At 67.0% G+C, this 23,843-nt stretch carries 21 protein-coding genes, 1 pseudogene and 2 riboswitches; of the genes and pseudogenes, 7 read left to right on the top strand and 15 right to left on the bottom strand.

From position 1 onward, the window contains the following. Positions 1 to 71: 71 nt before the first annotated feature. The 3 genes from MBENS4_RS15390 to qhpE are packed head-to-tail and all read left to right on the top strand — an operon-like array spanning position 72 to position 3,609. A complete protein-coding gene (locus MBENS4_RS15390; RefSeq protein WP_052322441.1) occupies positions 72 to 1,082 on the top strand; it encodes a hypothetical protein in 1,011 nt (336 codons plus the stop codon). Beyond that, complete coding sequence (locus MBENS4_RS15385) at positions 1,079 to 2,851, top strand: ABC transporter ATP-binding protein (RefSeq protein WP_340140841.1); 1,773 nt, start codon at positions 1,079 to 1,081, stop codon at positions 2,849 to 2,851. Before MBENS4_RS15390 ends, MBENS4_RS15385 begins: the two co-directional genes overlap by 4 nt. After that, a complete protein-coding gene (gene qhpE, locus MBENS4_RS15380) occupies positions 2,851 to 3,609 on the top strand; it encodes a subtilisin-like serine protease QhpE (RefSeq protein ID WP_052322439.1) in 759 nt (252 codons plus the stop codon). Before MBENS4_RS15385 ends, qhpE begins: the two co-directional genes overlap by 1 nt. Here the strand turns inward: qhpE and MBENS4_RS15375 are convergent. Genes MBENS4_RS15375 through MBENS4_RS15325 form a run of 11 tightly spaced genes read right to left on the bottom strand, consistent with a single transcriptional unit; the run spans position 3,606 to position 13,651 of the window. Continuing rightward, positions 3,606 to 4,304, bottom strand: a complete 699-nt coding sequence (locus tag MBENS4_RS15375; RefSeq protein ID WP_039392723.1) for an SDR family NAD(P)-dependent oxidoreductase — start codon at positions 4,302 to 4,304, stop codon at positions 3,606 to 3,608. The genes qhpE and MBENS4_RS15375 overlap by 4 nt on opposite strands. Further along, positions 4,301 to 5,053: a peroxide stress protein YaaA gene (yaaA, locus tag MBENS4_RS15370; RefSeq protein ID WP_039395065.1), complete on the bottom strand. Its 753-nt coding sequence runs from the start codon at positions 5,051 to 5,053 to the stop codon at positions 4,301 to 4,303. The genes MBENS4_RS15375 and yaaA overlap by 4 nt, the downstream gene beginning before the upstream one ends. Before the next feature lie 45 nt (positions 5,054 to 5,098). Continuing rightward, positions 5,099 to 5,629, bottom strand: coding sequence for a bifunctional adenosylcobinamide kinase/adenosylcobinamide-phosphate guanylyltransferase (gene cobU / locus MBENS4_RS15365; protein WP_039392722.1), 531 nt, complete (start codon positions 5,627 to 5,629; stop codon positions 5,099 to 5,101). Further along, positions 5,626 to 7,086 carry a cobyric acid synthase gene (locus MBENS4_RS15360; protein ID WP_039392721.1) on the bottom strand — a complete coding sequence of 487 codons (1,461 nt, stop codon included), beginning with the start codon at positions 7,084 to 7,086 and terminating at the stop codon, positions 5,626 to 5,628. The genes cobU and MBENS4_RS15360 overlap by 4 nt, the downstream gene beginning before the upstream one ends. After that, complete coding sequence (gene cbiB, locus MBENS4_RS15355) at positions 7,074 to 8,027, bottom strand: adenosylcobinamide-phosphate synthase CbiB (protein ID WP_039392720.1); 954 nt, start codon at positions 8,025 to 8,027, stop codon at positions 7,074 to 7,076. Before cbiB ends, MBENS4_RS15360 begins: the two co-directional genes overlap by 13 nt. Beyond that, positions 8,020 to 9,000 carry a threonine-phosphate decarboxylase gene (locus MBENS4_RS15350; RefSeq protein ID WP_039392719.1) on the bottom strand — a complete coding sequence of 327 codons (981 nt, stop codon included), beginning with the start codon at positions 8,998 to 9,000 and terminating at the stop codon, positions 8,020 to 8,022. The genes cbiB and MBENS4_RS15350 overlap by 8 nt, the downstream gene beginning before the upstream one ends. After that, positions 8,997 to 9,710: an adenosylcobinamide-GDP ribazoletransferase gene (locus MBENS4_RS15345; RefSeq protein ID WP_039392718.1), complete on the bottom strand. Its 714-nt coding sequence runs from the start codon at positions 9,708 to 9,710 to the stop codon at positions 8,997 to 8,999. The genes MBENS4_RS15350 and MBENS4_RS15345 overlap by 4 nt, the downstream gene beginning before the upstream one ends. After that, entirely contained in the window at positions 9,707 to 10,288 is a 582-nt protein-coding gene (locus MBENS4_RS15340) for a histidine phosphatase family protein (RefSeq protein ID WP_039392717.1), read from the bottom strand. Before MBENS4_RS15340 ends, MBENS4_RS15345 begins: the two co-directional genes overlap by 4 nt. Beyond that, positions 10,285 to 11,304 (bottom strand): nicotinate-nucleotide--dimethylbenzimidazole phosphoribosyltransferase, encoded by a 1,020-nt coding sequence (gene cobT / locus MBENS4_RS15335; protein WP_039392716.1) that lies wholly within the window; start codon positions 11,302 to 11,304, stop codon positions 10,285 to 10,287. Before cobT ends, MBENS4_RS15340 begins: the two co-directional genes overlap by 4 nt. Further along, entirely contained in the window at positions 11,301 to 11,720 is a 420-nt protein-coding gene (locus tag MBENS4_RS15330) for a DUF1636 domain-containing protein (protein ID WP_039392715.1), read from the bottom strand. The genes cobT and MBENS4_RS15330 overlap by 4 nt, the downstream gene beginning before the upstream one ends. Further along, entirely contained in the window at positions 11,720 to 13,651 is a 1,932-nt protein-coding gene (locus tag MBENS4_RS15325; RefSeq protein WP_242404970.1) for a TonB-dependent receptor plug domain-containing protein, read from the bottom strand. Before MBENS4_RS15325 ends, MBENS4_RS15330 begins: the two co-directional genes overlap by 1 nt. 223 nt (positions 13,652 to 13,874) lie before the next feature. Then, positions 13,875 to 14,062: riboswitch (cobalamin riboswitch) on the bottom strand. Between the two features lie 62 nt (positions 14,063 to 14,124). Further along, positions 14,125 to 14,330: riboswitch (cobalamin riboswitch) on the top strand. A 228-nt stretch (positions 14,331 to 14,558) separates the two neighbouring features. Between MBENS4_RS15325 and MBENS4_RS15320 the strand changes: the two genes are divergently transcribed. From MBENS4_RS15320 to MBENS4_RS15310, 3 genes and pseudogenes are all read left to right on the top strand, one after another. After that, positions 14,559 to 15,143, top strand: coding sequence for a hypothetical protein (locus MBENS4_RS15320; RefSeq protein ID WP_144400964.1), 585 nt, complete (start codon positions 14,559 to 14,561; stop codon positions 15,141 to 15,143). Continuing rightward, positions 15,140 to 15,775, top strand: a complete 636-nt coding sequence (gene cobO, locus MBENS4_RS15315; protein ID WP_206778143.1) for a cob(I)yrinic acid a,c-diamide adenosyltransferase — start codon at positions 15,140 to 15,142, stop codon at positions 15,773 to 15,775. Before MBENS4_RS15320 ends, cobO begins: the two co-directional genes overlap by 4 nt. Next, positions 15,772 to 17,037: pseudogene (locus tag MBENS4_RS15310) on the top strand (cobyrinate a,c-diamide synthase); the annotation flags it as partial. The gene cobO and the pseudogene MBENS4_RS15310, both read left to right, overlap by 4 nt. 128 nt (positions 17,038 to 17,165) lie before the next feature. Here the strand turns inward: MBENS4_RS15310 and MBENS4_RS26770 are convergent. The 4 genes from MBENS4_RS26770 to MBENS4_RS15290 form a co-directional block, all read right to left on the bottom strand. Beyond that, positions 17,166 to 17,978 (bottom strand): LuxR C-terminal-related transcriptional regulator, encoded by an 813-nt coding sequence (locus tag MBENS4_RS26770; protein WP_084592187.1) that lies wholly within the window; start codon positions 17,976 to 17,978, stop codon positions 17,166 to 17,168. A 383-nt stretch (positions 17,979 to 18,361) separates the two neighbouring features. After that, on the bottom strand, positions 18,362 to 19,051 hold the full coding sequence (locus MBENS4_RS15300; RefSeq protein WP_039392713.1) for a PIG-L deacetylase family protein: 690 nt from the start codon (positions 19,049 to 19,051) through the stop codon (positions 18,362 to 18,364). Between the two features lie 3 nt (positions 19,052 to 19,054). Beyond that, complete coding sequence (locus tag MBENS4_RS15295) at positions 19,055 to 19,966, bottom strand: methionyl-tRNA formyltransferase (protein WP_039395055.1); 912 nt, start codon at positions 19,964 to 19,966, stop codon at positions 19,055 to 19,057. A 49-nt stretch (positions 19,967 to 20,015) separates the two neighbouring features. Then, complete coding sequence (locus tag MBENS4_RS15290; RefSeq protein ID WP_052322437.1) at positions 20,016 to 21,278, bottom strand: glycosyltransferase family 4 protein; 1,263 nt, start codon at positions 21,276 to 21,278, stop codon at positions 20,016 to 20,018. A gap of 460 nt (positions 21,279 to 21,738) precedes the next feature. On the opposite strand from MBENS4_RS15290, the gene MBENS4_RS15285 reads away from it, so the two are divergent. Next, positions 21,739 to 23,835: a nucleoside-diphosphate sugar epimerase/dehydratase gene (locus MBENS4_RS15285; protein WP_052322436.1), complete on the top strand. Its 2,097-nt coding sequence runs from the start codon at positions 21,739 to 21,741 to the stop codon at positions 23,833 to 23,835. Positions 23,836 to 23,843: the final 8 nt, after the last annotated feature.

Here is a 23,843-nt window from a genome sequence, read left to right as displayed (position 1 = left end):
GCAATGCCGCGGGTCGCCGCGACACGTCTCTTCAGGCAGAGACGGCGCCTTCCCCGAAGATCGCTCCAATCTTGATCCGCGGGGGAGGCGTAGCGGCGCACTGCTGCGCAGGGCTTCTGCGCCAGGCGGGACTTGCGGCGCTACATCCGCCTACGCGTCCTTCCTCGGCGCCTGCGATCCTGCTGGGCGCCGTGGCGGTCAAGCTCCTGCGCGACTGCTTGAAAGCCCCCGATCTCCTGGCGAATGCCCGTCACGTCCGGCGCCGCATCGTCGCCTGGGGCGGCTCCGAGCCGACCGTTCTTCCCCACGATGCCGTCGTCCTGTCGGGCGGTGACCTGCATGCCGCGATGGAGCACGTGCGCACCTCCCGGACCGGCGAGGCTGTACTTCCCCGCTCTTTCGGCATCCACACCGAAGCTTCCTTCCCGGTTGAGGACATGCGCCGCTTCGGCGCCCGCCCCGCCAACGCCCAGGCCGTTACCCTCCTCCACGCCGAAGACGAGGACGCCTGCTGGGTAGAAGCCGTGGCGCAGGGCTGGCTCTTCATGATCCCCTCGGGCCCCAAGGCAGCCTGGCTGCTGGGCGTCGGTGCCGAAATCCCCGATTTGCTCGCGCTCAGCCGCCACATCGCCCCGCGCATCGAACGCGGCGAAGCAGTGCCTTCCGTCCGCTTCGAGACAGCCCCGCGCATGCTGACCCGCCTTTCCGGCTCCGACTGGCTCGCCTGCGGGACCGACGCGCTCGCCTTCGATCCGCTGTGCGGCGACGGCACCGCGCAGGCCGCGCGCGAGGCAAGCCTTGCCGCCGCCACGCTCCACGCCATTGCGGGGACCGACGGCAGCGAAGAGGCCGTGCGCCCCTATCTCGACCACTACCATTCGATGCTGCTCGCGGGCATGCGCCGTCACTTGCGCCAATGCGGGCAGTTCTACGCGACCGGCGCGGACAGCCCCTGGTGGCGCGCGCAACTGGACGCGACACGCGAGGGCTTCGACTGGTGCAGCGCGCAACTGGCGGCCTTCCCCGAACCGCGCTACCGTCTCGACGGATTGACCCTGACACCGCTCGGGAGCCCGCAATGAGCCGCCCGCCTCTCGATACCGCCCCCATGCCCCAGCGCCCCATCGACCCGCCCGGACCTGCGCGCGAGCCGGACCGGATTGCCGATTGGGGCAGCTACGCGCGCCTCCTGCCCTACCTGCGCCCCTATCTCGGGCGCCTGACGCTGGTTCTCCTCGTCAGCCTGGTCTCGACCGCGCTCGGCCTTGCCCAGCCCTATCTCTCCAAGATGCTGATCGACAACGCGCTGCTCCCGCGCGACATGGGCGCGCTCGTCGCCATCGGGCTCGCCATGGTCGGCGTGACCATCGGCAACTACGCGCTCAATATCCTGGCGAGCTACCGCTACATCTCGACCTCGGCGGACATGCTCTTCGATATCCGCGTGGCGCTGCTGCGCCATCTCCAGACGCTTTCGCCGCGCTTCTACAGCCGCTTTCGGCTGGGCGATCTCATGTCGCGCATCAACAGCGATGTGAGCGACATCCAGCGCGTCACCGCCGACACCATGCTCTCGGTCCTCAGCAACCTGCTCATGCTGGCAGGCGGGGTCGCGATCATGCTGTGGCTCGACTGGAAGCTGTTCCTGCTTGCCATTGTCCTGCTGCCCGCGTGCGTCGGTCTCTTCGTGGTCTTCCAGAGGAAGCTCGACCGCCTCACCCGCACCATGCGAGAGCGCGGTGCAGACCTGGGCAGTCTGCTCGTCGACACGATCATGGGCATGCGCGTCGTCTCCTCGCTCAACGCCGCCGCGCACGAGACCGAGCGCTTTCGCACCCGCAACTCCGCCTTCGTCGAAGCCATGCTGCGCATGCAGGTCGCCTCGTTCATGGCCGGAGCCGTGCCCGGCACGCTGCTGGCCGTCACCACCTCGGGGGTGATCCTCTACGGCGGCTACCAGATCATCGAGGGGACCATGTCGATCGGCACGCTGGTCGCCTTCATGGCCTACCAGTCGCGCCTGTTTTCCCCCATCCAGGTCCTGATGGGCCTCGTCTCCGGGCTGAGTTCGGCGCGCGTGTCACTTGCCCGCATCTTCGGGCTGTTCGACACGCCAGCCGAAGTCCACGAAAGCGCCAACGCCCGGGCCTTCCCCGGCCTTGCCGAGGCGATCCGTTTCGAGGATGTCGCCCTTGCCCATGACGGCCGGGCGGTCCTCAAGGACTTCACGCTGGAAATCCCGCGCGGCAGCTTCTGCGCGGTCCTGGGGCCGAGCGGCGTGGGCAAGTCGACACTTGCCGATCTTCTTGTGCGCTACCTCGATCCCGACGCGGGGCGCATCCTGTTCGACCAGGCACCGCTGTCTGCCTTTACGCTGGGGTCCTTGCGCGAGAAGGTGATCTTGCTCGACCAGACGCCCTATCTCTTCAACGACACCATTGGCGCCAACATCGCCTTTGCGCGCCCTGAAGCAAGCGAAGAGGCGATCCGCGCCGCCGCGCACCAGGCTGGCCTCGATCCCCTGCTCGAACGCCTGCCGCAAGGGCTGGCGACGCCTGCGGGTGAGCGCGGCCTTGCCCTTTCTGCTGGCGAACGCCAGCGCATCGCGCTTGCCCGCGTGCTGCTGCGCCGCCCCGAGGTCCTGATCCTCGATGAACCCACTTCCGCGCTCGATCCCGAGACCGAGCGCCACATCGCGCAGACCTTGCGCCAGGTCCTCCCCGAGGCAACGATCATCGCCATCACCCACCGCCCCGCGCTCGCCGAAGTGGCCGACCACATCATCACCATCGAGGAAGGCCGTGCGCACGTTCGCACACCCGAGACCCTCGCGCCGCTGGTCGACGCCTGATGGGTCCCGATAGGCCCGTCCCCCCGCTCTTTCCCGGACGCGACGGAACGGGCGTGCGCGTCGCGGTGATCGACAGCGGCGTCCACCCGGAGCATGACCACATCGATGCGGCCCGCATCGCGCCGGGCGTTCGCATCGACCGCGAAGGCCTGTGCCATGAAGGACCGGACGAGACGCTCGACCGGCTTGGCCATGGTACGGCGGTCACGGCCGCGATCCTCGAGAAGGCCCCCGGTGCCACCTGCATCCCCGTACGTGTCTTTGCCGAGAGCCTCGCCACCAACGCCCGCGCGCTCCTTGCCGCGATCCGCTGGGCCACGGCGCAGGACGTCGATGTCATCAACCTCAGCCTCGGCACGACCAACACGGCCCACACCGCGGTCTTCGCCGAGGCGGTTGCAGAGGCCGCGGCAAAGGGGATCGCGGTAATCGCCGCGCACGATGTGGACGGAACCGCGTGTCTGCCCGGAAGCCTGCCTTGCGTGCTGGGCGTCACGCTCGACTGGGACTGCCCGCGCGAACGCTACTATGTGCCCGGCACCATCCCCACCGCCCTGTGCGCCTCGGGCTATCCGCGCGCGATCCCGGGGGTCGCGCCCCGGCGTAACCTCTACGGCATCAGCTTTGCCGTTGCGCAGGTGACCGGCTTCGCCGCGTGCGCTCTGGAGGGACGTGAAAGGCATGACCAGGGCGCGCCAGCCGAGGCTCTGCACGCCGCGCTCGTCGCGGCGCTCGAGACCGCTCCGGCGCTGTCCTAGAACGCGATCTCGCGCCCCTCGTAGTCGAACAGCTTGCCGCTGTCGGGGACCTTCAGGTCCTCGATCACGTCGAGAAGCTGCAGCGCGGCGCGTTCAGGATCGAACAGGCGGCCTTCGGGCACATTGCCCTGAAACGGCTTGGAGAGCGGCGTATCAACCGTGCCCGGATGCAGCGCGACGACAACCGTGCGCGACTTGCGCCGCGCTTCCTCGATGGCGAGATTGCGCACCATCATGTTGAGCGCGGCCTTGGACGCACGGTAGCCGTGCCAACCGCCAAGGCCATTGTCGCTGATCGAGGCGACCCGCGCCGAAAGCGCGGCGAAGACCGCGCGCTGGCCCTTGGGGATGAGCGGCAGGAAGTGCTTGGCGACCAGCACCGGACCGATCGCGTTGACCGCATAGGTCTTCGCCAGCCACTCAGGATCGAGGTCGCGCAGCGCCTTTTCAGGACCCTTCTCGCCTTCATGGAGAAGCCCCGTCGCCACGATCACCAGCGATGGCGGGGGGCCCTTGGCCACGTGCGCCGCGGCGGCCTCGATGCTGGTCTCGTCGGTAAGGTCGATATGCGCGTCCCCGCTGCGCGAACGAGCGAACCCGTGGACGACCTCGAAGGCGCCCTCTTCGATCAGCGCCGCCTCGAAGGCCGCGCCGATCCCGCCCGAGGCGCCGATGACGACCGCGCTCGAACTCATGCCCGCGAGAACATCCAGCGGTTCTCTTCGCTCTGTTCGGGCACGAAGCGATAGCCTTCGGCGTCGAAGCCCTTCATGTCCTCGATTTGGGTGATGTGGTGCTCGCACATCCAGCGCGCCATCATGCCGCGCGCGCGCTTGGCGTTGAAGCTGATGAAACGCGGGCCGTTGGGACCCGGTTCGCGGAAGTCGACATCCACGACGCGCAGGCCTTCCAGGCGCCCCTTGACCGAGGCGAAGTACTCCTGGCTCGCCAGATTGAGGATCGCGCCCGAGCCTTCCTCGGCAACTTCGGCGCGCAGGAAGGCGGCGATACGGTCATCCCACCAGTCGGTCAGCGCCTTCTTGCGCGGGGCCCAGCGCGTGCCCATTTCGAGGCGATAGGGCCGCATCGCATCGAGCGGGCGCAGCAGGCCGTAAAGACCGGAAAGCAGACGGATGTGGTTCTGCGCAAAGGCAATGCCCTCCTCGTGCAGCGAGAAGGCGTCGAAGCCTGCATAGACGTCACCCGCAAAGGCGAACAGCGCCTGCCGCTCGGGAAGCTCGGGAAAATCACGGAAACGATCCGCGTTGAGCTTCGCCAGCTTGGGCGAGATGTGCATCAGCTCGGACAGCTTCTTCTGGCTGAGGTTCGAGGCCGATTTCGCCAGCCCCATTGCCTCCTCGGCAAAGTGCGGGGTGGTCAGGTCGAGCGGCGGGAGTTCACGCTCGAAGTCGAGCGTCTTGGCAGGGGACAAAAGCGCAATCATGGGAGGCTGGGTACCCATGACGAAGGGCAGCGTCAAACGCCCAGATCAGCCCGCTGCAAACTTGCCCGCCCCCTTGAGCGCAAGGGGCAGTCCCGCCGCCACGAACACGACCTCGTCGACCTCCTGAGCGAGGCGCTGGTTGAGCCGCCCCGCCTCGTCGCGAAACCGCCGCGAGAGCGCGTTGCCCGGCACAATCCCCATGCCCACTTCATTGGCCACAAAGGCAACGGGCACCGGACAGCGAGCCAGCGCGGCCAGCAATTCCTCGCTGCGTGCGGCGACATCCTCCTCGCCCAGGATCAGGTTGGAAAGCCACAAGGTCAGGCAATCGACCAGCACCGCATCGGCCTCCTGCGCCTCGCGCGCCAAGGCTTCGGCCAGGTCCAGCGGCGCCTCGATGGTCGTCCAGCGCGCGTCGCGGTCGGCCTGGTGGCGGGCAATACGCTCTTCCATCTCGGCATCGAAAGCCTGCGCGGTGGCGATGAAGGCCAGGCGGCCGGGCATGGCCTCGATGCGCGCCTGCGCGTGGCGTGACTTGCCCGAGCGCGCGCCGCCCAGAACCAGAAGGCTGGTCATGCCGTTTTCTCCCTGGCAAGCGCAATCAGCGCGTCAATGTCGAGGTGCGCCTCCAGCCCTTGCGCCAATGCATCGAGCGCAGCATCGACACGCGCGTCGTGATCTGCGCCCGAACTGGCAACGCCGATCCGCTCCAGCAGGGCGCGGCGCAACGGCCCGGCGGCGAGCAGGCCATGGCAGTACGTCCCCATGACACGCCCATCGCGCGACAGCGCCCCATCCGGCCGATCCGCGTCCAGCATGGCGAAAGGGTGAGCCAGTGAGGCCCCGTGCGTTTCGCCCATGTGCATCTCGTAACCGGAAAAGCCTTCACCCAAGGCCGTTCCGCGCACCTGCCGCAGGGCCTTGCGCGGACCGAGCACGGTCGCATGGTCCAGCAGACCGAGCCCCGGCGTCTCGCCCGGCGGACCTTCGATCCCGTCAGGATCGGCGATAGTTCGGCCCAGCATCTGGAAGCCCGCACAGATCCCGAGCACGCGCCCGCCGCGCCGGTGGTGGGCCAGGATGTCGATGTCCCAGCCCTGCTGGCGAACGAAATCCATGTCGGCACGCGTCGCCTTGGAGCCGGGCAGGACGATCAGGGCCGCCTCAGGTGGGATCGGCGTGCCGGGCGGGATCATCGCCACATCGACGCCCTCTTCAGCGCGCAGCGGATCGAGATCATCGAAGTTGGCAATGCGCGGTAGCATCGGGCAGGCGATCAGCGTCCTGCCCTTCGCACGCGACGGCCGCTTTTCGAGGATCACCGCGTCCTCGCTCGGCAGGTCGGCGACGGCGGAAAGCCAGGGTACGAGGCCAAAGCCGCGCCAGCCCGTGCGCTCCTCGATCGCCGCATGGCCATCGGTAAAAAGAGCCGGATCGCCCCGGAACTTGTTGACGATGAAGCCCCGGATCATTGCTGCGTCCTGCGCCTCGAGCACGGCGCGGGTCCCTACCAGCGAGGCGATCACCCCGCCTCTGTCGATATCGCCCACCAGCACAACGGGCACATGCGCCGCGCGGGCAAAGCCCATGTTGGCAATGTCCCCGCTGCGCAGGTTGATCTCGGCGGGTGAGCCCGCGCCCTCGACCAGTACCACGTCGCAGCGCTCGGACAGGCGCTTCCAACTGCTGAGCACTTCGCCCAACAGGCTGCGGCGCCCTTCGCGAAAGTTGCCCGATCCCAGCGTGCCGCGCACCTTCCCGTGCACGATCAGCTGCGAGGTGCGGTCGGCCTGGGGCTTCAGAAGCACCGGGTTCATGTCGGTGTGGAGCGGCGCGCGGGCTCCCAGCGCCTGGAGCGCCTGCGCCCGGCCTATCTCGCCTCCATCGACGGTAACCGCGGCGTTGTTCGACATGTTCTGCGGCTTGAACGGGAGGACCGACAACCCCCTGTTCGACAGCGCACGGCACAGCCCCGCGACCAGCACCGACTTGCCGACATCCGAGCCGGTCCCCTGCAGCATCACCCCAGCCATGCGCGGCCTCCTGTAACAAGTGCGCACGCCAACCAGGCCAGCAGGCAGGCGCGCAGATAGATGCCCTCGGCCTTGCGCATCGCCGGGGCATCGGCGCAGCGCCCTTCGTCTCCGATCCAGGGCTTGTCGGCTCGGACACCGTCGTAGTGCACGGGACCGGCAAGTCTCAGGCCCAGCGCGCCCGCCATCGCCGCCTCGCTCCAGCCCGCGTTGGGCGAGGCATGACAGGCATGGTCACGCCACAGGATGCGCCAGCCTCCCGCGCCAGCAAGACAGATGAGAACACCGCTCAGGCGCGCGGGCACGAAATTGGCAAGATCATCGATCCGCGCCGCCGCCCAGCCATAGGCGCGCAGGGGTTCTTCAGGGTGGCCGATCAGGCTGTCGGCGGTGTTGATCGCCTTGTAGATCCACAGGCCCGGAAGGCCCGCGACAACAAACCAGAACAGCGGCGCGATCACCCCGTCGCAGAAGCTCTCGGCCAGGCTCTCGATGCCCGCACGCGCCACGCCCGCTTCGTCCAGCTCCCGAATATCGCGCCCGACGATGCGCCCCACCGCCTTGCGGGCTGCGGGAAGATCTCCTGCGACCAGCGCGCGGCGCACGGGCGTGACATGTTCGTATAGGCTGCGCTGGGCCAGCGCCGGCCAGGCCGCGAGCGCGATCACGATCCAGCTCCAAGAGCCAGCAAAGCGGCCTGCGACGGTTTCCACGCCCCAGGCCGCCCCTCCCACCATCACCGGGAGCACGATCATCGCAGCGACGCCCCGCAGGCGCCGCGCGGCAAACGAAAGAGCTTCACGGTTCCAGCGACGCTCCAGGCCGCTGATTACCTGTGCGAAGGCCCCAACCGGATGACCGATCCGGCGGTAGAGCCCCTCCGGCCAGCCGAGCGCGGCGTCGAGCATCAACGCACCCAGGACGGCGGCGCCCTCAACCATCACGGGACCAACGCGTGAGAGCCGCCTCCAGCCGGGCCAATGCGTGATCGCTGTCCGGCAAACCGAAGCGCAAAAGCTTGAGATGCCCCTCGAACGGCCGAGTCAGGATATGCGCCCTGGCGAGTGCCTCGAACAGCGATAGGGCTCTGTCGGTGGACACCAATCGAAACAGCGGCGAAGCCCCTTGCGCGACGAGGCCGTGACGCGCGAGCCGCGTATCCAGCCGCTGTGCACGGCGCGGCAGGCTCTGACGCGCCTGCGCGATCCACTCGGCATCCGCGTAGGCGGCGAGGCCCAGATCGATGGCCGCATTCGACAGTGGCCAGTCCCCGTGCAGGCGGCGTAGGGCCGAAAGGAGGGCCGGCGGCGCGAGCACGAAGCCAAGGCGAAGCCCCGCCAGCCCGAAGAACTTGCCGAACGAACGGGTCACGATCAAGCGGCGGCCTTCGCGCACCTCACCCGCAACACTCACACCCGGATGCGCGTCGGCAAAGGCTTCATCGACGATCAGCCAGCCACCCTCAGCCTCCTGGCGATCCAGCGCCGCCAGCACCTCGGCGCGCGTCTGTAACGTGCCGTCGGGGTTGTTGGGATTGGTGAGGACACGCACGGTCGGACCCAGCGCTCCATTTGGGGGGGAGCCGAAAGCCTTGGCATAGGTGCTGTACGTGAGGGGGCCGGGCGCAAGCGGAAACTGCCGCAGAACTTCTCCCAGAGCGCGAAGGCCCGCTTCGCTTCCCGGCACCGCCGCGCACGTGGCCGGATCGGCTCCGAAGTGGGACGCGGCTACCGCCTCAAGTCGGGTCAGGGCCGCCGGGTCGGGCAAGGCTCGCCAGTCGGGCACATAGGTCTGCGCCCCCGGCCAGGGCACAGGATTGATGCCGGTGGAAAGGTCGAGCCAGTCCTCAGCCGTCCCGCCGTAGCGCGCGCAGGCTGCCGAGAGACGCCCGCCGTGGGCCACGAAGGCGCTCACGCCAGCACCACCAGTGCGGCCAGCGTCGCCGTCTCGACAAGCTCGATCCCCGCACCGTGCCCGTCGCCCGAAATGCCGCCGATACGGCGCTTGAGCCAGAGCGCCCAGAGCGCGCTCGCCGGGAATACGGCCAGGAGAGCAGGCGCGAATACCAACGCGCACACCGCCAGCAAGGCGGACCAGGCAAGGCACACCGGCCAGCTTGCGCCGCTTCCAAAGCGCGTCCCCATCCCCGCGTGGAGCGGAGGCAGCAGCAACGTCCAGGCCATCGGTGCAATGCGCGCAGCCACGGGCACGAGAACCAGCGCCGGGAGCGGCACCGTGCTCCACGCAAGGAACAGCAGAACCAGCTTGGCGAGCAATTGCAGAACGATGGCGACCACGCCGAAGCTGCCAATATGCGGGTCGGCAAGGACGGCGGACAGGCGCTCGCGGTCCCCATGTGCCGCGCCCGACGCATCGGCAATGTCGCCCAGACCGTCGAGATGGAGCGCCCCGGTCATGCCGACCCAGACAAGGAGCCCGCTCAGGGCCGCAAGGGCTGCGCTGTGGAGCCCCCCTGCCCAGACCGCCCCTGTCAGGCAGGCGCCGACAACAAGGCCCGCAAGCGGAAACCAGCGGATCGCTCGGGCCATGTCATCGCTGGTCGCCCCCACGTCCGGCAGCGGCAGGCGCGTCATCAACTGGAGCGCGAGGATCGGTGCCTTCATGGCAAGGCATCCCCGATATCGAGCCCCACGACCTGCCCTGCCAGTGTCGAGCCCGGCCAGATCCGCAAGGTCAGGCGCGCCCGATACGGCAGATCGATGGCCCAGACGCCGTGATGGTCGAGCCCGGTCAGCACCGATAGCGCAGCGCGCATCGCGCCTGCGTGTGTGACGACCAGCGCGCCGTCGTCGAGGCCCGCAAGTCCCCTGCGGACCCGGGCGCAAAGTTGCGACCAGCGCTCGCCGCCGGAAGGAGGATTTGCCTCCGGATCTTCCCAGAAGGCGGTCAGGGCCTCGACATCGATGACCTCGGGCGCAAGGCCGTCCCAGGCACCGAAATCGAGTTCCCGCCAAACCGGGGAGGTCTCCAGTTCGAGCCCCAGCTTCTTGGCCAAATGCTGCGCCGGAAGCATCGCACGCGCAAGGTCCGAACTCACCAGCCGTGTGGGCGCCACCTCCTGCACGCGCTGGTAGAACGCGCCGCAATCGACCACAGCGGGCGCCACGTCCCCATGCCCCCACAGCAGTCCCGGGCTCACCGGAGGGACATGGCGAACAAGGTGGATCCGCCGCACGTTCATGCGCTCCCGGCCGCCACCTCGGCCTCGGCGAAGGTCGCCATCTCGCCGTGCGCGGCCAGCGCGGCGCGCACCAGCGGCACCGCTACCGCCGCGCCAGAGCCCTCACCCAGCCGCATGCCCAGCGCGAGCAGCGGCTCCAGCCCCAGGTGTTCCAGCAAGCGCCCATGCGCGGCTTCGGCCGAACGGTGCGCAGCCAGGCAGTTGTCGGGGAACGCCGGAAAAGCCGCAGCCAGCGGCGCGATTGATGCCGAGGCGATGAACCCGTCGAGCAGCACGGGAATCCGCCGCATGCGCGCAGCCAGCATGGCGCCTGCCATTGCGGCGATCTCGCGCCCGCCAAGGCAGCGCAGGGTCTCGAAGGGATCGGTGCAGGCCCCGGCATGGAGCGCCAGCGCGGCCTCGACCGCGGCGACCTTGCGCGCAACACCCGCTGCATCGAGGCCAGTACCGCGTCCGCACCAGTCGGCCGCCTCGCCTCCGAAAGCCATCGCCGCAAGCGCGGCTGCGGGGGTCGTATTGGCAATGCCCATTTCGCCCACGAAGAGAAGCTGGGTCTCCTCCTTCACCGCCTGTGCGCCCGCGTTCAGCGCAGCCAGGCAGTCCGCCTCGTCCATGGCCGGTTCGCAGGCGATGTCGCCGGTCGGACGATCAAGATCGAGCGCGACGATGGAAAGATCAGCCCCGCACGCCGCCGCAAATGCGTTGATCGCCGCCCCGCCACCCGCGAAATTGGCCACCATCTGTGCGGTCACTTCGACCGGAAAAGCGCTGACCCCGCGTGCGGCAACGCCGTGGTTTCCCGCGAAGACCACTGCCTGCACCATGTCCAGCCGTGGCCGCTCGGCCCCTTGCCATCCGGCCATGAAGACCGCGATTTCCTCCAGCCGACCCAGCGATCCGGCAGGCTTGGTCAGTTGGGCCTGCCGGGCGCGCGCGGCCGCGATGGCCCCGGTATCGGGCCCAGGCATCGCCGCAAGCGCATCGAGAAAGGCGGCACGGTTCTCGAACAGGGTCATGTGCACAGGTATCCTTCGGGCGGAGTGCGGGTGATGAAGTGGCCCTTCACGCCGTCCGGCCAATGGGCGTAGCGCACCACGCCCTCCTCGCTCTCGGCATGGGCCGCGGCATAAGTCAGGATCGCGCGGGCGGCCTCGGCATCGGCCGAGAAGTCGCCCAGCACGTAGCCGACCTTGCCGGGCGCGCGGATGTGGATGGTGCAGAACCGCTTGCAGGCGAAGAGGCAGGGCATGTCCTGCACTTCGACCCCCGCGAAGGCCTCCTCAGCCGCCTTCACCTCGCGCAGAGCCGCGGCGAGGCGCGCGCCGCCGCGCAGCCCCTCACTGTCCTCGCGCGCGTCGGCGGTGTGACGACAGGTGGAGCAGACCACCACCTGCGTCGTGCCCGCCCCACCTTCCTCCAGCGCGCGCAGCATCAGAACCGGCTCCGGATACCGGCGTAGACCGTGCGGCCAAGCATCCCGTAACCGCTCGCGGTTTCATAGCGTGTGTTGCCGACATTCTCGACGCGGGCCTGGAAGGTAAGCCCGGGCATTACCTCCATCTGCGCGCGCAGATCGACCAGCCAGTAATCGTCAAGCACGGTCGAACTGCTGGCGCTGGTGAAGGTCTTGCCCGAATAGCGCGCGGCGACACTGGCCCGAACCCCCGCAACGTCCACACCGCCCTCGACGTTGGCGGTATGGCGCGGTACGCGGGCGAGTTGGCGCCCATACGTCGAAGCCTCGGGCGTGCGGTCCTCGGCATTGGTCCAGGTGTAGTTGCCATCGGCGAAGAAGACGCCGAGGCGCGCCGTCGCGGCCAGCTCCAGTCCCTTCGCGTGCGCCTTGTCGACATTGGCATAGTAGCCAAAGCGCGTGGTGTCGGTGCCCGGAATGTAGCAAACCTCGGGCTGGTCGGCGCCGCTCGGGCAATAGGCAAAGTTGATGAGGTTGGTCGTGCGCCGCTCAAACCAGGTGGCCGAGGCGCGCAGGATCTCGCCCAGCCCCTGCTCGATCCCGACTTCCCAGCCCTTGGCCTGCTCGGGCTCGAGATCGGCGACGCCATAGGCCGAGAACATCTGGTAGAGCGAAGGCGCCTTGTAGCCTTCGGAATAGTTCGCGCGCACCACGGTCACGCCGTCGTTGGGCGAGTAGGCCGCGCCCGCGCTCGCCACGGTGTTGCCGCCAAAGCGCGACTGGTGGTCGTAGCGCACGCCGCCATCGAGCGTGAGGCCCTGAAGCGGGGTCACGCGCAGCTGGCCGTAGAGACTGTCGGTATCGACCGCGTGGCGCGTCAGCTCATAGGGCACGCGGCTGTTTCCGGGCGAAGCGGTGGTCATGCGCTGCTCTTCGCGCTCGGCACCGAAGAGGACCTGCACGGCTTCGTTCAGCGTGAAGGTGCCCTGGTATTCAAAGCGGCGCAGGCGGCCATGCGCGTCGAAGGTGATCTGGCGGATGTCGCGTTCAGGATCGAAGTTCTCGCGATCCGAGGTCGTCTGCGTGACCGCAAGCCGGTTGACGAGGCGCCCATCGAACAGGCCGAAGTTGAGCCCGGCATATCCCGACCATTCCTGCGTCGTACCAAACGCATACGTATCGCCCGATGACCCGTCGAACTCCGAACGCGCATCCGACCAGTAGCCGCGCAGGTCCAGCGACACGTCAGTGGCCAGCTTGAAGCGGGCCGACCCGCTCGCCGAGGTGCGGCGATAGCCGTCATCCTCGGTCCCGCTTGAACGGGCCGAGATGCCGTCGGTGCGGAAGGTGGAGCCCGCCACGCGCCAGTCGACAAGGTCGCTCGTGCCGCCCACGCCCGCGCGGGCCGACACGGTCTGGTTGGAGCCCGCCTCGGCGGCAAAGCTACCTTCGAGCGGCTTTGACGCCTGCCGCGTGGTCACGTTGACGACACCGCCGATCGCGTTGCTGCCCCATAGGATCGACTGCGGCCCGCGCAGGATCTCGATGCGCTCGGCATCGTCGAGGAACAGGTTGGAGACATTGACGCCGCCCGCCGTCGAGGAGGGATCGGACAGGCGCATGCCGTCAATCACCATGACCGTGGTGCCATCATCCGCGCCGCGGATGCGCAGGCTGGTGCTGGTGCCGTACCCCCCGTTGCGCGAGATCGAGACACCGGGCGTGCGCAGCAGGATGTCGGTGACGGAGAAAGTCTGCGCGTCCTCAATAGCTTCTTCATCAAGCACGGTGACACTGGAGGAAACCCGCTCGGCGGCGACCGGGGTGCGCAAGGCGCTGACGTAGATCGTACCCGGAGGAGCTTCCTCTGCATGAGCGAAGGAAGGTGCGAGGACGGACAGCGGGAAAACGAGGGCCGAAACTCCGGCCAGATAGGAAAACTTCAACACGGGCGGGACAATTCCCTTCATGCAAACAACGGTTTGCCCGCCGCTTGCGCTCCGTTGTGGCAAGGAACCGCCGTATCGCAGATCTTCTGCTTTCGAGAAGAGCGCACGACCCGACGCCCCCTGCCCGGATCGCATCCGGCAAGGCGGTGGCTGTCGCTACGCGAGGGATGACCTTGACCAGTGACGGCGCGGCCCTCGAACACCCGGTGCACCCTGCCCGGATGAAGAACGACGGCGTCAGGCAGGTCTCCTGGCTCGCGGGTCAGGGCGCTCCGACCGCCTTCTCAGGACGCATGTCCCAATGGCAGATTGGCCGGATGGCTCGCCGCTTACAGTTGCAGGGGCAGCCCGGGTCTTGCACCCGGTTCCCTTTTGATCCCCTTGCGGGGAACCTGTCGCTTGGGCCCGCGAACTATAGGTCCGTTGCCCGCTGCGCAAGTGCAATATACTTGCGGGAAAGACGATGGTCGCCTAATCGTGGGGGCGCAACGGGTGCCCGAGAGGGCTTAATCGGGAAGTCCGGAAAGGTCGCCAGGAGGCGATCTGGGCCGGCACTGCTCCCGCAACTGTGACCGGGGAGCGCATCGCCACATGCCATTGGGAGGGATCTCCCGAGAAGGCGGCGAAGACGCGCTGTGAACCGGGAAGTCAGGAAACCGGCCCGATGCCGTCGTTTTTTCGCGCGGGCGGGATGAACCGGGCGGACGAGGGCCTCGCGATCTGCGGGGATATCCCTTGGCGGACGACATTCGTGTGTCGCGTCGAAGGGAGCCTGAAATTCATGCCGTACTGCTGAACTTTTTTTCGTTTTCCAGCCAAGGCCCGTTTTGTCGGCTTCCTCTGGCCGTGCCCTTGCATGGGCGCGCGCCAGCGCACCTTTCCCCTTTTCTGCAAGGAGATACCCCGCATGCACCGCTCCCCTGCCCTTTCCTCGTCCCGCTTCCAGTGGACGATCTTCGCCATCCTTGCCGCTGTCATGCTACTGACCCGCTCGCATGCGCTGACGCACATGGAGCATGTGCCCAGCACCGCGCTCGCCAGCTTCTTCGTCCTGGGCTACTTCGTGCGCCGTGCGGCGGGCTTTGCGGGCCTGTTCGGCCTTGCCTACGCGATCGACGTCGTCTCGATGTCGGTGCTGGGGGTCTCGGACTTCTGCTACACGCCCGCCTACGCCATGCTGGTCCCCGCCTACGCGGCGATGTGGATGGCCGGACGCTTTGCCGCCAACCTGCCCGAGCGCCTGTCCTCGCTTCCCACCATGGCGCTCCTCGTCGGCGGCGCAACGGTCGTCGCGCACCTGTGCTCGAGCGGCGGCTTCTACTTCCTGGGCGGACGCTATCCCGACCCGACGCTAGCCGAATTCGCGCCCCGCTTCGCACGCTACTTCCCGCGCGCCCTGGTCGCCTCGCTGACCTGGAGCGGTATTGCCGCAGCCCTCTGGGCGCTCACCCTGAGCGCACGCCCCGACCTGCGCCGCGAGGCCGCACGGTGAGCGAGGCTTCCAGCCAAACCGAAACCGCCACGCTGAGCGAGGAGGAGCGCCGCCACAAGGTGCGCACCGCCAAGCACAAGAAGGTGGTCGACGCGCGGATCGCAGCGGCCAAGATCGACAAGGGCCTGGTTCTGGTCCTGACCGGCAACGGCAAGGGCAAGAGCTCCAGCGCCTTCGGCATGGTCGCGCGCACGCTCGGCTATGGCCGCAAGGCCGCGGTGTTCCAGTTCATCAAGGGCAAGGAAGACGTGGGCGAACGCGCTTTTCTCTCACGCCAGGACGGCGTGACCTGGGAGAACTGCGGCGAGGGCTTCACCTGGGAAACCCAGAACCGTGCGCGCGACATCGCCGCCGCACGGGCGGGCTGGGAGAAGGCCAAAGCCGCCCTCTCCGATCCCGACATCTCCCTGGTGGTGCTGGATGAACTGACCTATCTCGTCACGTATCGCTACCTCGAACTGGATGAGATCCTGCCCGCAATCCGGGGCCGACCCCCGATGCAGCACGTGGTCATCACTGGCCGCGCGGCGCACGAGGAGCTGGTCGAACTGGCCGACACGGTCAGCGCCATCCGCGACGAAAAGCACGCCTTTCGCGCGGGCGTGCGTGCGCAGGTCGGGATCGACCTGTGAGCCCCTGCGGCCCCGCAACCGACAGCGCGCAGTGCCCTGCCCTGCTCGTCTCCGCCCCAGCCTCGGGCCAGGGCAAGACGCTGGTGACCGCCGCCCTCGCCCGGCGCCACCGGCGTGCCGGGCGGCGCGTGCGCGTCTTCAAGTGCGGGCCGGATTTCCTCGACCCGATGATCCTCGAGCGGGCGAGCGGGGCTCCGGTCCACCAGCTCGACCTGTTCATGGTCGGCGAGGAGGAATGCCGACGCCTGCTCCATGAAGCGGCACAGGACGCCGACGTGATCCTCGTCGAAGGGGTCATGGGCCTCTACGATGGAGACCCCAGCGCCGCCGACCTCGCCGCACGGTTCGGCCTGCCGGTTCTCGCCGTGCTCGACGGCTCGGCGATGGCGCAGACCTTCGGCGCACTGGTGCTGGGGCTCGCCCGCTATCGCAGCGACACGCGCCTCCTGGGCGTCCTGGCCAACCGGGTGGGCAGTGCGCGTCACGGCGAAATGCTGGAAGAAAGCCTGCCCGATGGCATCGCCTGGCTGGGCGCCCTCGCCCGCGATCCCGACCTGGCCTTTCCCGAGCGCCACCTGGGCCTTCTCCAAGCCGACGAGATTGCCGATCTCGACGCGCGCCTTGACCGGGCCGCGGCCAGCCTCCCGGAGGGCGCAGACTGGCTGCCCGAAGCCGTCACCTTTTCCGCCCCGGCCAGACGCCCAGTCCCCGCGCGCTCCTTGGAGGGGCACACGATCGCCGTCGCCCGCGATGCCGCATTCGGCTTCATCTACCCCGCCAACATCGCCTGTCTCGAAGCGCTTGGCGTACGGATTGTCTATTTCTCGCCACTGGAGGACACGGCGCTTCCCGCCTGCGATGCGGTCTGGTTACCGGGAGGCTACCCCGAGCTCCACGCCCAGCGCCTATCCGCCAACACGCCCCTGATCACGGATCTCCAAAGCCACCACCGCGCAGGCAAGCCCATCCTTGCCGAGTGCGGGGGCATGCTCTTTTGCCTGGAGACCCTTGCCCCGCGTGAGAGCGCACCTGTTCCGATGGCCGGGCTGCTACCCGGCCACGCGGCGCTGCAGCCGCGCCTCGCCGCGCTCGGACTTCAGGAGGTCGCATTGGAGGGTGGAAGCCTGCGCGGCCATACCTTCCATTACTCGACCATGGAAACGTCGCTGTCGCCGATCGCGCAATCGCGCTCGCCGCGCGGCCGCGCCGGTGAAGACGTGTTTGCAAGCGGACGTCTCACCGCCACCTACATGCACCTCTACTTCGCATCCGCCCCGGATGGACGGCGCTGCTTTTCCAGAAAAGCGCAACGCGCGCCGGTGCCGAAAGTCCTGCCGACGGCACCGGTCGCACGCCGCAACCCGCAAGGGCCTGACGGCCTTGCGCCCCTTCAGTGCGCCATGGCTACCAGCGGCGGCGTCGCATCCTCGGACGGCACCACCTCGCCGGCGTCCGCATCGGCGAAACGCCCATTGGCCAGGACGAGACCCTGGTTGACCGCCCAGATCGCGGCCTGGGTGCGGTTCTGGACCATGAGCTTGCGCAGGATCGCCTTGACGTGAACTTTCACGGTCGCCTCGCTGATATCGAGACGATAGGCGATCACCTTGTTGGGGTAGCCCATCACCAGACAGTGCAGCGTATCGATCTCGCGCTCGGACAAGAGTTCGCCCAGCTCGACCTTGATCTCGGCCTCCCCCTCGATCAGCGGACGCTTGTGCGCGAGATGTTCGAGCAGCGCGGTGGGCATGACCTTCTCCCCCTGATGGACGAGACGCAGCGACCCCAGTAGCGGGTCGGAAGCGATTTCCTTGAGAAGGTAGGCATCGACGCCGCGATTGAAGGCATCGACCATCTGGCCAAAGTTGAAGCAGTCCACGAGCGCCGCGATGCGAAGGCCGGGAAAGCGCTCCTTCAAGGGGTGAAGATTATCGATGTCGCCTTCCAGAACGGCGAGGTCGAGAATGGCCAGATCGAGGCTCGACGCCTGTTCGTCGGTCAGCGCATCCTCGCATGAGGGAAAGCATTTCGCACAGGCAAACTCACTGCCCTCAAGTATTTTACCGATACCTTCACGAATGAGCGAAGTAAAACCGATGATGGAAACATCCACTACGGAATCAAGAGATGTCATCGCCTTTCTCTCCCTAATATGGAAATACGGACGACCCAAGACCGCACTTGAAAATTTGCCCTTCATCATCCATTCAAATTTTGAACAGACATGAAAATTACAAAAACAAGCAAGATTTGACGCACAAGAAGATCATACCTGCCATTCTCCAAGTGCCACCACCCAAGCGGCGCGAACTTGTCGAGGTAATCTGGACGCATTACGCGGCCATGCGCAGATATTGTATATTATTTTTTTACATTACGTCATCTTGCGACTGCACTTCATGAGAATAAGTAAACCACATAGTTAATGCCAAGTCTACGCATTTATACAATTGCCGTAAAAATACGCGAAATACCTCAGATTCAGAGTGGAATAGGATACTCCTTCAGAAATATTTTGATACCCAAAGGAAACGACTCGACGAGTCGATCGGGCCTCCCGCGCCCATGCGGTCACGCACGGCGGACCTACGAACGCCCTTCGATCTGCCGCACGACAACGAACGCCTCCGCAGCCTTGGCAAAGACAGTCGAGCCGCGTACTACCGCCAGGCTCTCGATCGTCTTGAGCGAACGCTCATCGGGAAACGGCTTGAGCTGGCTTTCGAACAAGGCAAAGGCATCGAGCTTGCGCTGGAGCGTCGCGCCGATATCGACGTAGCAGTTGGGCACGAAGGCCGGTGTCACGGGCGCGGACAGCCAGTTGGTCTCGGACAGGGTCTCGTAACACAGAATGCGCTTGGGGACGCTCGCGTTGCGCGGTCGCGCAGCGACCATTGCCCCCAGGAAGGCGATCTGGTGGTCGAGATGGATGTCGCCCACGAAAGGCAGGAACAGGGTATCGGGCGCGACCTCCTCCACCACTTCACCGATCGCCCGGTTGATCTGCCAGGCCGGAACCGTATCGAGCCGCGCCGCGGGAAAATCGAGGCGATGCACTCGCGAAACTCCCAGGTGCGCATGGGCCTGCTCCATTTCGGCCATGACGCGGGCAACGCCCTCCTCATCGAAGGCCGGTGGTCGGCCGCGGGTGACGAGGCACACTTCCACCTCGTGCCCTTCCTCAACGAGACGGGCCATTGTCCCGCCACACCCCAGTATCTCGTCGTCAGGGTGCGGTGCCACGACCAGAACTTTCCCGAAATGCGCAAGCGACATGATCTAGGCCTCCAGGATACCGTGCAACTTGGGAGGCGCGCCCCTCGCGCTTTCCCATTCCACAAGATCGATCGGCCCCGAACCCGTCATGACCCGCAGGACCCCGTCCGCGATCCCGAGAACCTGGCCGGGCAAGGCGTGGTAGCGCCAAGCCTCCGGGCACGGACGGGTGCTCCAGACGGTCAACCGGTGCGGGCCGTCCATGGCGAAGGCCCCGGGATAGGGCCGCCCCACCGCCCGCACGAGCCGGTCGATCCGGGCGGCATCGGCGCGCCAGTCGATACGCCCATCGGCAGGGGTCCGCCGCGCTGCCCACGTCGCGAGGCGGGCGTCCTGTCGTTCGCGCGGCGCGGTGCCCGAGGCCAGCTGCGCCAGGCATGTCCGCAGCATCGCGCGCAAGGCGTCCATGTGCTGATCATAGAGTTGCTGCGCCGTCGCGTCGGGCGCGACGTGAAAGAACTTCTGCGCCAGGATGTCGCCATCATCGGTGCCCTCCCCGATCCAGAACAGGCTGGACGCGGAGATCGGTTCGCCCAGAAGGATGGTCCAGGGTATCGCGGCGCGGCCGCGCAGGCGTGGCAGGGGCGCGGGATGATATCCGATCGTGCCCGAGGCTGCGATGGACAGGAACTCCTCCCCCACGATCTGCGACCAGCCCACGACGAAGACGTAGTCGGGCTCTGCAGCGCCAACCATCGCTAGCGTCTGCGCGGAATTCGTTTGCCCCGCATGCTCCAGTCGAGCGCCCAGATCCCCGGCAAGGGGAGCAAGGTCCACCAGATCGGAATGCCGCCCATGAAGAGCCGGCGGCAGGGTGAGGACCAGCGGCACCTGCCAGCCGGGCGCCCCGAGCAGTTCTTCCAGGAGCACCTGCGTGCTCCCCACGGCACCAACCACGACTGCCCGCACCCCCATCACCTCCTCCCGCTTTTCCTCTTCACGCCGCGCCATCACCGCAAGGGGCTCAATGCGCCACCTTGCGTGGCTCGCTCACCGTGTCTGGATCTGCCTGAACCCGCACGGGACCTGTCGGCAGTCCTGCCGTTGCGGCATTGGAAATGCCCTGCCGTGCGTCCGCCTCCTCCGGCTCGGCCCGCCAGGGCGCCTGCAGCAGGTCCATTTCCTCGAGCAACTGGTGGTTGACCTTGCGCACATCGTAGACCTTCTCGGCGAGATCGCGCGCCCTTGCGCCCATGGTCGCCGCGCGCTCTGGTTCCTCGACGAAGCGCATCATGGCCGCGCGCAGGGCTTCGGCATCGCGCGGCTCGACGAGATAGCCGTTCTCGCCCTCCACGATCGGCTCGCGGCAGCCGGGCATGTCGGTCGTGATCACGGCGCGCCCCGTGGCCATCGCCTCCAGGATCGTGCGCGGCAGCCCCTCGCGGTAGAACGAGGGCAGGACGAAGACCGAGGAGGCCTCGAGGTAGGGCCGCACGTCCGTACAGCCGGGAATGAATGTCACCGGGTACTGCCGGGCGAGCCGGGCGCATTCCTCCTCGTCGATGCCGGTCGGGTTGTTGCGCTCATAGTGGCCCAGGACCCAGAATTCGCAGTCGCCATGGTCGGCCTTGATACGGGCTGCAGCCTCGAGGAACTCGTAGACACCCTTGTCGCGCATCAGCCGCCCAATGAGCAGGAAGCGCAGTCCCTGGCGTGGCAGCGGGGCCTCTACGAACCGTTCAAGATCAACGCCCGAACCGGGCACCTGGACGACGTTGTGCCGGGGCGTGACGATGCCGAAGCGGATCATGTCGGCCCGGTCGTCACGGTTGAACACGAAGATTGCCCGCGCCCGGCGCACCGCCTCGCGGTAGAGAACGCTCACCAGCTTGCGCAGGCCGACGCGCGCGTGGCTGTCCTCGCTGAAGACATGCCCCAGACCCGACATCAGCGCGTAGAAGCGCGGAACACACAGCAAGCGCGCCGCGATCCCGCCGTAGATGATCGGTTTCTGGGTATAGGCTAGCACGAGATCCGGGCGCTCGCGCAGCATGAGCCGCACGTACTCGAACAGAAGGCCCAGATCGCGCAGGAAATTGGTTCCCGTGCGCTCCATCGCGACCTGACGAAACCCGATCCCGGACGCGTCCAGTTCACGTTCGACAGCGTCGTTCCGGTCGGGCGCCACCGCCACGACTTTGTGTCCGTTGGCCACGAGTTCGCGCAACAAGGCGCCGCGAAAATTGGTCAGCGAATAGGCAAGACTGGAGAGGACAAGAACTTTCATAGCGCGGTTTGGCCCGTGATTGCGAGACGGCTGGGGCGGCTGCGATCGACGATGCCCTTTGCACCGCGACCTCGCCCGCCATGGATCGGAAAAGCCGAGGCCGAACGCGGCTACCAGCGGGTGCCACGCATCCTTCCTGCGCCTTTCGTCTCCTGGCTGAACGACCCCCTAGGTCCTCTCCAACGATGCCCGCAGCCGGCGAAACTGCAAGAACGCAAGTGGCTGATCCCCTTTTGCGACAGCTACGGGGAATTCCGATACGTATATTTGACAGGGCTGGCATTTCTTTCGGGAGGTGAACTCCCAAAACGGCGATTTCGGCTTATGGCTTTAAGATCACGTGCGCCCCCGGCAGCGCTACCATAGCCTAGCAAACTGCAGAGGCCACCGCAGCTCCCGCCACGGCGTCTTGCCTCGCCCGGATCCTTCCGGATCGTCCAAAACAGCGAAGGCTGCCCGCATGAGCAAGAACATTGCAGACCGTGCCGCGTCGTCCGCCAAGCGCGCATCTTCCCGCCCGCTGCTGCGTATCCGCAAGCTGGACGGCGCGCGTGAAAGTGCCGCGATCGAACGCTTCAGCCTGCGACGAACCTTTCGCAACCAGTTGTTGATCAGCTTCGACACCCTGACCATCAGCGCCACGTTCGTTACGGCGTTCCTGCTGGTGGGACGCGGCCCCTTCCTGCAGAGCGAGGGGGTGTCCTGGACGACTGCGGGCATGGGCCTCGTGACCGTGCTGGGGCTGTTCATGAGCGGCCTCTACCGCCGCAGCTGGCGCTTCTTCAGTTTTGCCCACTCGATCCATCTGGTCGCGCTGATCCTCCCCTGTATCGGCCTGGGCTGGGCGGTCGCACTGCTGTCTCCGGCGGTGCGCGCCGAGCAGTCCAACCTCGCTGCGGTCATTGCCATCCACTGGCTTCTGGCGACTTCGGGCCTGGTGACGCTGCGCGCCCTGCGGCGCCTCGTGCATGAACACCTGAACCGCACGAGCAGCGCGCATCTGCGCCATGTCGCGGGCCGGCAGCTGCCCCACGCGCTGCTGGTGGGCTCGCCCGACTGGGTGCTCTCGATCATCGAGATGCTGCGGCGTGAAACGACCCCGTCCTTCGTCATTTCCGGCATTCTCCTGCCGACCCTCAACGACACGCTGATGCAGATTGGCAAGGTGCCGGTGCTGGGCAGCCACGATGATATCGTGAATGCGGTCGAGCATCTGGAAGCCAAGGACCAGCGCCCTTCGCTCGTGATTGCCAGCGACGACGGCAATGACCTCACCAACCGCGAGATGGCCCGGCTCACCAGCCGTGCGCGCCACCTTGGCCTCGAGCTCTCGCGCATTCGCGACTGCTGGAGCCACATCCTCCAGCGCAGCCCGAGCGCTGTTCACGAGGAGCTCTCGGTCAAGGACCTCCTGGGCCGCAGCGAATTCACGCTCGAAGGCGAGCAGATCACCAGCCAGATCTCGGGTAAGTGCGTGCTGGTGACAGGCGGTGGCGGCACCATCGGCTCGGAGCTTTGCTGGCAGCTGGCCAGCTTCCGCCCCTCCAAACTGGTCGTGCTCGATCACAGCGAATACCACCTCTACGCCGCCGAGATGAAACTGCGCGAGCGCTACCCCGATGTCCCCATCGAGGCCGAGCTGTGCAACATCCGCGAACGCTCCGAGGTGCGCCGCATCTTCGCCAAGCACCGCCCGACCATCGTCTACCACGCCGCGGCCCTGAAGCATGTGCCGATCGTCGAGACGAGCCCGTGTGCCGGTGTCCACACCAATATCCTGGGCACCCGCATCATCGCCGATGCGGTGTGCGAAATCGGCGCGAGGGCCATGGTCCAGGTTTCGACCGACAAGGCCGTGAACCCCGTCGGGATGATGGGCGCGACCAAGCGCGTGGGTGAACTCTACAGCCAGGCCCTCGACATGTGCGGGATCGACGATCCCGACGCGCCGCGCTTCATGACCGTGCGCTTTGGCAACGTGCTCGGCTCGAGCGGCTCTATCGTTCCGCTGTTCCAGCGCCAGCTGCGCGAAGGCCGCCCGCTCACCGTCACCCACCCCGATATCGAACGCTTCTTCATGACCGTGCGCGAGGCGGTGCAGCTGATCCTGCAAAGCAGCGCCGCCGCGCTCAGCGAGCAGTCGCAGCGCGGCACGATCTTCGTGCTCGACATGGGCAAGCCCGTGCGCATCGTCGATCTCGCCTACCGCATGATCCGCCTCTACGGCCTCCAGCCCGAGATCGACGTGCCTGTCCAGTTCGTCGGCCTGCGCCCGGGTGAAAAGCTCTACGAGGAGCTTTTCGACATCTGCGAGGAGCAGACCAGTTCGCGGATCAAGGGCATTTTCGAGGCCCAGTCACGGCCCATCCCGCTCCCGCTCATTTCCCGCAGCATCGACCAGCTCGCCCACGCCGTGGAGGCGGGCGACCAGGCCGAGGCCCGTCGCATCACCCACACCCTCGTCAAGATGCCCAGCGGCGCGGCCTCGTTCCAGGTCATCGAGAATCCGGCGATGGCGCAGGACACCTCCCGCACGCGCACGCGCACCCCCGCATAAGGAGCCCG

The organism is Novosphingobium sp. MBES04 (assembly GCF_000813185.1).
Lineage (GTDB): Bacteria > Pseudomonadota > Alphaproteobacteria > Sphingomonadales > Sphingomonadaceae > Novosphingobium > Novosphingobium decolorationis.
The sequence above is the reverse complement of the archived record's forward strand: the minus strand, read 5'-3'. Positions and strand labels throughout refer to the sequence as shown.